This window comes from Halomonas sp. A11-A, assembly GCF_003182195.1.
GTDB classification, from domain to species: domain Bacteria; phylum Pseudomonadota; class Gammaproteobacteria; order Pseudomonadales; family Halomonadaceae; genus Halomonas; species Halomonas alkalicola.
Window position 1 is genome coordinate 1 of record NZ_QGTM01000043.1, and the last position, 7171, is coordinate 7171.

The 7171-nt window shown below is 65.2% G+C and carries 6 protein-coding genes and 10 tRNA genes; 15 read left to right on the plus strand and 1 reads right to left on the minus strand.

Annotation, left to right across the window (positions count from 1 at the left end; all coding sequences use genetic code 11):
- Window positions 1–689 precede the first annotated feature (689 nt).
- Window positions 690–1946: a group II intron reverse transcriptase/maturase gene (gene ltrA / locus DER72_RS15640; RefSeq protein ID WP_258306333.1), complete on the plus strand. Its 1257-nt coding sequence runs from the start codon at window positions 690–692 to the stop codon at window positions 1944–1946.
- Window positions 1947–2021: 75 nt separating this feature from the next.
- Here the strand turns inward: ltrA and DER72_RS15645 are convergent.
- A tRNA-Met gene (locus tag DER72_RS15645) sits at window positions 2022–2098 on the minus strand.
- Between the two features lie 149 nt (window positions 2099–2247).
- Between DER72_RS15645 and DER72_RS15650 the strand changes: the two genes are divergently transcribed.
- The 14 genes from DER72_RS15650 to DER72_RS15715 all read left to right on the plus strand — a co-directional run bounded on the left by DER72_RS15650 (window position 2248) and on the right by DER72_RS15715 (window position 7035).
- Window positions 2248–2323 (plus strand) — tRNA-Glu (locus tag DER72_RS15650).
- Between the two features lie 33 nt (window positions 2324–2356).
- Window positions 2357–2431, plus strand: a tRNA-Gly gene (locus DER72_RS15655).
- Between the two features lie 3 nt (window positions 2432–2434).
- Window positions 2435–2510, plus strand: a tRNA-Glu gene (locus DER72_RS15660).
- 31 nt (window positions 2511–2541) lie between these two features.
- Window positions 2542–2616: transfer RNA gene (locus DER72_RS15665), tRNA-Gly, on the plus strand.
- 3 nt (window positions 2617–2619) lie between these two features.
- Window positions 2620–2695, plus strand: a tRNA-Glu gene (locus DER72_RS15670).
- A 31-nt stretch (window positions 2696–2726) separates the two neighbouring features.
- Window positions 2727–2801, plus strand: a tRNA-Gly gene (locus tag DER72_RS15675).
- Window positions 2802–2804: 3 nt separating this feature from the next.
- A tRNA-Glu gene (locus DER72_RS15680) sits at window positions 2805–2880 on the plus strand.
- A 28-nt stretch (window positions 2881–2908) separates the two neighbouring features.
- Window positions 2909–2983: transfer RNA gene (locus tag DER72_RS15685), tRNA-Gly, on the plus strand.
- Window positions 2984–3169: 186 nt separating this feature from the next.
- The gene (locus tag DER72_RS15690; RefSeq protein WP_110070866.1) at window positions 3170–4105 is read left to right on the plus strand and encodes an ABC transporter ATP-binding protein; all 936 of its coding nucleotides are present in this window, start codon (window positions 3170–3172) and stop codon (window positions 4103–4105) included.
- Window positions 4102–4875, plus strand: a complete 774-nt coding sequence (locus DER72_RS15695) for an ABC transporter permease (RefSeq protein ID WP_110070867.1) — start codon at window positions 4102–4104, stop codon at window positions 4873–4875. Before DER72_RS15690 ends, DER72_RS15695 begins: the two co-directional genes overlap by 4 nt.
- Window positions 4872–5708, plus strand: a complete 837-nt coding sequence (gene queF, locus DER72_RS15700; RefSeq protein ID WP_110070868.1) for an NADPH-dependent 7-cyano-7-deazaguanine reductase QueF — start codon at window positions 4872–4874, stop codon at window positions 5706–5708. Before DER72_RS15695 ends, queF begins: the two co-directional genes overlap by 4 nt.
- 75 nt (window positions 5709–5783) lie before the next feature.
- Window positions 5784–6344, plus strand: a complete 561-nt coding sequence (locus tag DER72_RS15705; protein WP_110070869.1) for a nitroreductase — start codon at window positions 5784–5786, stop codon at window positions 6342–6344.
- 12 nt (window positions 6345–6356) lie between these two features.
- A complete protein-coding gene (locus DER72_RS15710; protein WP_110070870.1) occupies window positions 6357–6884 on the plus strand; it encodes a YiiD C-terminal domain-containing protein in 528 nt (175 codons plus the stop codon).
- A 63-nt stretch (window positions 6885–6947) separates the two neighbouring features.
- Window positions 6948–7035 (plus strand) — tRNA-Ser (locus DER72_RS15715).
- Window positions 7036–7171: the final 136 nt, after the last annotated feature.

Below are 7171 nucleotides of genomic sequence, written 5' to 3' on the forward strand. Positions count from 1 at the left end.
TCAGTCCAATAGTGGATGACAGGAACCGCCGTATACGGAACCGTACGTACGGTGGTGTGGGAGGGCGCCGGGGGTGACCCCGGCCCCTACCCGATTGCGCCAGGCATGGCGCGCAGCGCCTGACTGGCGCTGTTTCCAAGGGTGGTGCCTTGGAATGACTTGGGGGTGAAAGTCCCCTGCACGCCCGGCAAGGGGAAGTGCTAGCCGACGGCAAGGGTGTCCCCCGCGAGGGGGAATCTGAAGGAAGCCCGAGGCAAAACGCTGGCCTGACGAACAGGAAGCGGATACGAGGCGTCATGGTGGGGTGAGGTGGCACGAATCACCAAAGCCCGATACTTGCACAGAACCCCATGACGTAGATCCGACAGGCATAAGCGGGAAGGTCGCGCGTCTTACCCTGGGAGGTCTGGTGGTCTGCCACGGTGCTACCGGCGTCGAGAGGCGACGGGATGGGCCATCAGACGTCAGCAGAGGCCATAGTAAGTGCCGATTCACCCCGGCACCAAGGGCCGAACATGAAGAACCGCGAGTAGGCGATGACGTCTCGAGGATCGATCATGAAGACAGAAAGTGGCGCTGATACCGCCACCCACCCAGAGGGGCAGGGGCGGAACCCCGCGTCCCGGCCGGTGAGCGTCGAGACGGTCCCGGCGTCGTCATCGTGGACGAAAGCGGAGCCCGCCCCGCTCATGGAGGCCGTGGTAGAGAAGGCCAACATGGCGCGGGCTTACCGAAGGGTGATCGCCAACAAGGGGGCGCCGGGTGCCGACGGCATGACGGTCCACCAGTTGGCCGACCATCTGAAGGAGTGCTGGCCAACGCTGTGCGAACGGCTACTGGCCGGTGAGTACCACCCCAGCCCGATCCGAGCCGTCGAGATTCCCAAGCCCAAGGGTGGAACGCGACAGCTCGGCATCCCCACGGTTACCGACCGGCTGATCCAGCAGGCGCTGCTTCAGGTGCTGACGCCGATCTTCGATCCGGGATTCTCCGCATCGAGTTACGGCTATCGGCCAGGGCGCAGTGCCCAGCAGGCCGTCTCGGCGATGAAGGCCCATGTCACCGCCGGCCACCGCTGGGTGGTCGACCTCGATCTGGAAGCCTTCTTCGACCGGGTGAATCACGACCTGCTGATGGCACGGGTCGCGCGCCGCGTCCGCGACAAGCGAGTGTTGCGCCTGATCCGACGCTATCTGGAAGCCGGGATGTTCCAGGACGGCCTGGCCGCGCCACGCCGGCAGGGCACGCCCCAGGGCGGACCACTCAGCCCGCTGCTGGCCAATATCCTGCTGGATGACGTGGACAAGGAACTGGCACGCCGCGGCCACCGCTTCTGCCGCTACGCCGACGACTTACAGGTGTACGTCAAGAGTCGGCGAGCGGGCGAGCGCGTCATGGCCAGTCTGAGTGATTTTCTCGAGAGCTCACTCAGGCTGACGGTCAATCGCGACAAGAGTGCGGTGGATCGACCCTGGCACCGGGGGTATCTGGGCTACACGCTGACCCGGCACAAGCGGCCGAAGCTGACGCTGGCCAAGACCAGCCTGCAGCGCCTGATGCAGCGTGTCCGCGAGATCCTCAAGCGCGGCAGGGGGCGCAACATCCAACGAGTCACCGAGGAGCTGACACCGGTCCTGCGGGGCTGGGCCAACTACTTCTCCCTTGTTGATGTGAAGCGTCCGCTGGAAACGCTGGAGGGTTGGATACGTCGCCGACTGCGCTGCGTGATCTGGCGGCAGTGGAAGCGCCCGCGGACCCGGTGCCGCAAGCTTCTGGCACTGGGGCTGGACGACTATCGAGCGTGGAAATCAGCGGGGAATGGGCGAGGCGCCTGGTGGAACGCCGGGGCCTCGCACATGAATCAGGCCCTGCCAAGGAAGTGGTTCAACCGGCTGAGCCTGATCTCGGTACTCGATACGGTAAGATGGCTTAGTCGTTCTTCATGAACCGCCGTGGTACGGAACCGTATGCCCGGTGGTGTGGGAGGGCGCCGGGGGTGACCCCGGCCCCTACCCGATATCTGGTGGCTACGCCCTGATTTGAACAGGGGACCCCATCATTATGAGTGATGTGCTCTAACCAGCTGAGCTACGTAGCCAGCGGCGCGTAATGTAGCTTCCCTCGCGGCGGCTGTCAACTTCCTGATGTGTAAGGCATCGCAAGGTGGCAGGGCGGGGGAGGGAGGTGCTTGACACTCGCGGGGGCGCTCAGTAACATACGCGCCACCTCGACGAGCCGAGACATTGCGTCCCATTCGTCTAGTGGTCTAGGACACCGCCCTTTCACGGCGGGAACAGGGGTTCGAACCCCCTATGGGACGCCACTCGACTCATCAGGTGCCGGAGTGCAAGAAAGCGCGGGAATAGCTCAGTGGTAGAGCACAACCTTGCCAAGGTTGGGGTCGCGAGTTCGAATCTCGTTTCCCGCTCCATGCGTCCCATTCGTCTAGTGGTCCAGGACACCGCCCTTTCACGGCGGGAACAGGGGTTCGAACCCCCTATGGGACGCCACTCTTCCGGTAGCAGCAAGCGGTGCGATCAAGCGGGAATAGCTCAGTGGTAGAGCACAACCTTGCCAAGGTTGGGGTCGCGAGTTCGAATCTCGTTTCCCGCTCCATGCGTCCCATTCGTCTAGTGGTCCAGGACACCGCCCTTTCACGGCGGGAACAGGGGTTCGAACCCCCTATGGGACGCCACTCTTCCGGTAGCAGCAAGCGGTGCGATCAAGCGGGAATAGCTCAGTGGTAGAGCACAACCTTGCCAAGGTTGGGGTCGCGAGTTCGAATCTCGTTTCCCGCTCCATGCGTCCCATTCGTCTAGTGGTCTAGGACACCGCCCTTTCACGGCGGGAACAGGGGTTCGAACCCCCTATGGGACGCCACTTCGCTCGCCTTGGCGGTACTCGACAAGCGGGAATAGCTCAGTGGTAGAGCACAACCTTGCCAAGGTTGGGGTCGCGAGTTCGAATCTCGTTTCCCGCTCCATGTCGACACTACTAAATTCGCCAACTCCCCCCAGATAGTTCGATGCTTGCCCCCGTGCGGGCGCTTTTGCGTTCCCGTCCGGTAGGCTCAGGCTGCCGTTGGCTTGAAGTTGCCCCGCGGCGTCCCAATATCCTAAGGCCTTTGCGGCATACCGCTTTCGAACCTCGAACCGATCAAGGATTGCCAATGGCCGAACCGGCTCTCTCCATCCGTGGCCTCACCAAGGTCTACGGCAATGGCTTCGAGGCCCTCAAGGGCATCGACCTCGACGTCGCCGAGGGCGACTTCTTCGCGCTACTGGGCCCCAACGGCGCCGGCAAGTCCACCACTCTGGGGGTGGTCTGCTCGCTGGTGCAGAAGAGTGCCGGCAAGGTCTCCATCTTCGGCATCGACATCGATCGCGACTTTCCCCGCGCCAAGTACCACCTGGGCGTGGTGCCCCAGGAGTTCAACTTCAACCAGTTCGAGAAGGTCATCGATATCGTGCTGGCCCAGGCCGGCTACTACGGCATGCCGCGGCGCGAGGCGCTGCCCCGCGCCGAAGAGCTGCTGCGCGACCTCGGCCTCTGGGACAAGCGCAACGGCAGCGCGCGCATGCTCTCGGGCGGCATGAAGCGCCGCCTGATGATCGCCCGCGCCCTGATGCACCGGCCTAGGCTGCTGATCCTCGACGAGCCCACCGCCGGCGTCGATATCGAGCTGCGCCGCAGCATGTGGGACTACATGCGCCGCATCAACCGTGAGGAGGGCACCACCATCATCCTCACCACCCACTACCTGGAGGAGGCCGAGAGCCTCTGCCGCAACGTGGCGATCATCAACCATGGCGAGATCATCCGGAACACCAGCGTGCGCGAGCTGCTCGCCGAGCTCGATACCGAGACCTTCCTGCTTGACCTCGCCGCCCCGGTGGAGGCCGCCCCCGAGCTGCCCGGCTTCGAGGTCAGCCTCAGCGAGCCGGCCCAGCTGGCGCTGGTGGTGCATCGCGGCCAGCGCATCAACGACGCCTTCCGCTCCCTGAGCGAGCAGGGCATCGAGGTGGTCTCCATGCGCAACCGTGCCAACCGCCTCGAGGAGATGTTTGTCTCCATGGTGGAAGGCAGCAAGGAGGTCCAGGCATGAATCCGACCCAGATCGCCATCGCCCTCTGGACCCTGGTGCTCAAGGAGATCAAGCGCTTTACGCGGATTTGGCCGCAGACCCTGCTGCCGCCCTCCATCACCATGACCATGTACTTCATCATCTTCGGCAGCCTGATCGGCTCGCGCATCGGCGAGATGGACGGCTTCAGCTACATGGACTTCATCGTGCCGGGGCTGATCATGATGGCGGTGATCACCAACAGCTACTCCAACGTGGCCTCGAGCTTCTTCTCCAACAAGTTCCAGCGCTCCATCGAGGAGATGATGGTCTCGCCGATGCCCAACTGGGTGATCCTGCTGGGCTTCGTGCTGGGCGGCATGGCACGCGGCCTGGGGGTCGGGCTGATCGTCACCATCGTGTCGCTGTTCTTCACCCGCATCAGCGTGGCCCATCCGTTGCTGACCATCGGCGTGGTGGTGCTCACCTCGGCGCTCTTCTCCATCGGCGGCTTCATCAACGCCCTGCTGGGCAAGAAGTTTGATGATATCTCCATCGTGCCGACCTTCATCCTCACGCCGCTGACCTACCTGGGCGGGGTCTTCTACTCGATCTCGCTGCTGCCGGCCTTCTGGCAGGGGGTGTCGATGCTCAACCCCATCCTCTACATGGTCAATGTCTTCCGCTATGGCTTCCTGGGCGTCTCCGACATTCCGGTGGGCTGGGCGCTGGCCGCCATCGTCACCTTCATCACCGTACTGTTCGGTGTCGCCCTGTGGATGCTGGAGCGTGGCAAGGGGATCCGCTCATGAGCCATCATCGTCCCGATACCCTGGCGAATGCCCCCCTGGGCCGCGAGTCCGCCTATCCGGAGCGCTACGACCCCTCGCTGCTCTATCCCATTCCCCGCGCCGCCAACCGGGCGCCGCTGGGGATCGCGGAGGGTCCGCTGCCCTTCGTCGGCGAGGACGAGTGGCACGCCTTCGAGGTGAGCTGGCTCAATGCCCGTGGCAAGCCGGTGGTCGCCGTGGCGCGTTTCCGCCTGCCGGCGGACTCCCCCAGTCTGATCGAGTCCAAGTCCTGGAAGCTCTACCTCAACAGCTTCAACCAGACCCGCTTCGCGCGCCGCGAGGCGGTCATCGAGACCCTCGAGCGCGACCTGGCTGCGGCGGCCGGTGCACCGGTAGCGGTGGCGCTGCTCGAGGTGGATGACGAGGCGCTCATGCCGCGCCGGCTGCCCGGCGAGTGCCTGGATGAGCTGGATATCGCCGTGGAGGCCTACACCCCCAGCGCCGAGCATCTGGCGGTGGGCGATGAGATCGTCGAGGAGACGCTGCACTCCCATCTGCTCAAGTCCAACTGCCCGGTCACCGGCCAGCCCGACTGGGGCAGCGTGCTGATCCGCTATCGCGGCCCTAAGCTCGACCGCGAGGGGCTCTTGCGCTACCTGATTGGCTACCGACAACATCAGGATTTCCACGAGCACTGCGTGGAGCACATCTTTATGGACCTCCTGGCGCATGCCCGGCCCGAGCGGCTGCTGGTGCTGGCGCGCTACGTGCGCCGCGGCGGGCTCGACATCAGCCCCTGGCGTGCCACCCCCGGCGAGCGCCCCCCCGAGCCCCTGCGCCTGGCGCGGCAGTAGCGCCGTAGCGCCGTAGCGCCCCGGGTGGAACTTGGATGATAGAGTGCCTTGAACCCACGCCAACAGGAGCACGATATGGATGCGATGACGCTGCTGCACGAACGCAGCTCCATGGGCAAGCTGATGGGGCCGCCGCCTTCGCCTGAGCAGCTCGAGGCGATCTACCGGGCGGCCCTGCGCGCCCCAGACCACAAGGAGCTGCGCCCCTGGCGCTTCATCGAGTTCACCGGGGAGGGGCTCTCCCGTCTCGGCGAGCTGTTCGCCGAGGCCGAGTATCGCGAGGATCCCCACGTGGGGGACGCCGCCCTCGATGCCGCCCGCAAGAAACCCCTGCGTGCCCCCATGGTCATCGCGGTGATCGCAAGGGTGACCCCGGACCTGCCCAAGGTGCCGAAGATCGAACAGGTGATCTCCGCTGGCTGCGCCGCCCATGGCATCCTGCTGGCGGCCCACGCCCTGGGCCTCGGCGCCATGTGGCGCAGCGGCAAGTACGCCTTCGACCCCACGGTGCGCAAGGGGCTGGGCCTCGAGGAGGAGGACGAGGTGGTCGCCTTCATCTATCTGGGCCGTCTCGGCGGGCGCCACAAGCCGCTGCCGGAACACGATATCGGTGCCTTCGTCGAGCGCTGGTGCTGAGCGGGAGGGTAGATGCGCGAGATTGGCACGCCTCACCCGCGCCTCCCGCTGCCGTCCCCCGGCGGCGAGGATGACCCCACGGCCTTCCTGACCTGGCTCGGCGAGGCGATACCCATGGTGGCGCATCTCGGCATCCGCGAGATGCACCGCGACGGCGAGCGCCTGGTGTGGGAGCTGGACCTCTTGCCCAGCCTCAATGACAAGGGCACCGGCTTCGGCGGGGCCCTCACCGCCCAGACCACCTTGCTGGGCTGGTGCTGGACGACCCTCTGGCTTAGACGCCGGGGGCTGGCCCGCGATGTGGTGGTAGCCGAGGCGAGCCAGCGCTTCCTGGCGCCGGTCACCGGCGACTACCGCCTCGAGTGCACGCCGGAGGAGGGCGAGCCTGCGCGCCTCGCCGAGCAGCTCGCCGAGAAGGGGCGCGGGCGCATCCTGCTGCGCCAGCGGCTCTGGTGCGGCGAGACCTTGTGCCTGGAGGCCCGCGGCGACTATGCGGTACTGGCGCGCCGGGTGAGAAACGGCTTGCAATCCGGCACTTGAGGCGATAGGATACGCGCCGTCCTCAAGGGAAAGGCAGCGCCCTTCTCGACAGGACAACAATGTGGAGAGGTGTCCGAGTGGTCGAAGGAGCACGCCTGGAAAGTGTGTAAGTCGAAAGGCTTCGAGGGTTCGAATCCCTCCCTCTCCGCCACAGAATATCGAAAAAGCCGCTGATTTCAGCGGCTTTTTCTATGGTGCGCCAGGCATGGCGCGAAGCGCCGCTCAGGCGCTATCCGGTCAACCGTGGTGGTTGGCGGGGTGACTTGGGGGTGAGAGTCCCCTACGGA

What these genes read in the sequence shown, in the direction of transcription:
- ltrA (WP_258306333.1), top strand. Translation starts at nt 690, where the DNA reads ATGGAGGCCGTGGTAGAGAAGGCCAACATGGCGCGGGCTTACCGAAGG.
- DER72_RS15690 (WP_110070866.1), top strand. Translation starts at nt 3,170, where the DNA reads ATGGCCGAACCGGCTCTCTCCATCCGTGGCCTCACCAAGGTCTACGGC.
- DER72_RS15695 (WP_110070867.1), top strand. Translation starts at nt 4,102, where the DNA reads ATGAATCCGACCCAGATCGCCATCGCCCTCTGGACCCTGGTGCTCAAG.
- queF (WP_110070868.1), top strand. Translation starts at nt 4,872, where the DNA reads ATGAGCCATCATCGTCCCGATACCCTGGCGAATGCCCCCCTGGGCCGC.
- DER72_RS15705 (WP_110070869.1), top strand. Translation starts at nt 5,784, where the DNA reads ATGGATGCGATGACGCTGCTGCACGAACGCAGCTCCATGGGCAAGCTG.
- DER72_RS15710 (WP_110070870.1), top strand. Translation starts at nt 6,357, where the DNA reads ATGCGCGAGATTGGCACGCCTCACCCGCGCCTCCCGCTGCCGTCCCCC.